The sequence below is a fragment of the Vibrio sp. 1249-1 genome, from assembly GCF_033340495.1.
In genome coordinates this window covers 1-535 of sequence record NZ_JAWOWJ010001100.1, presented here as the reverse complement: position 1 = coordinate 535, position 535 = coordinate 1, and the positions used below count along the sequence as shown (strand labels likewise).

Here is a 535-nt window from a genome sequence, read left to right as displayed (position 1 = left end):
GCCCAGTTATTGGGAATGCTTCCGAACCTGGAATACATAGCCAAAATTTCAGGCGGAACAATCGTAAAAGGCCGTCTGCCCATATTGACCCAGTAAGAGCAGAGCTATGTGTGACAAGAAGTATAGAGATTACGAGGTAGCCATCATGGTCGATGTGAACCCTTTCGACAGGGTTATGAATGAATTGAAAAGTCGTGGCCGCAAGAACGCTCACATCCTGAGCATCCTCCAATTCGACTGGCCTGCATCGGAGGCCATCATCGAGAAGCTGAGCTGCTACATCACAGACGGGATTAAGGCTAATCAGGAGCCTGTGATTTACCCGATCATTGAAGAAGCTCTGCATCGCTACAGCCAGCTCGTGTTTCATGAGCAGAGAGAGAAATATGAAGACCCGGCCAGAATTGGGGCATTTCTGGAAACCCTGATCACCGAAACCTGCCGGGCGTTGGAAGTGCAAATTGTCGATAGTGGCGGTGATTCATGGTCTGTCGATTCAGGAGAGTCGTTCTCACTGTGGCTTTCTTCCCATCCA

1 protein-coding gene is annotated in these 535 nt (G+C 49.5%); it reads left to right on the top strand.

The genetic code is table 11. From position 1 onward, the window contains the following. Positions 1 to 106: 106 nt before the first annotated feature. Positions 107 to 535: hypothetical protein (locus R7Z50_RS30675; protein WP_318150174.1), on the top strand; the 429-nt coding region annotated here is incomplete at its 3' end.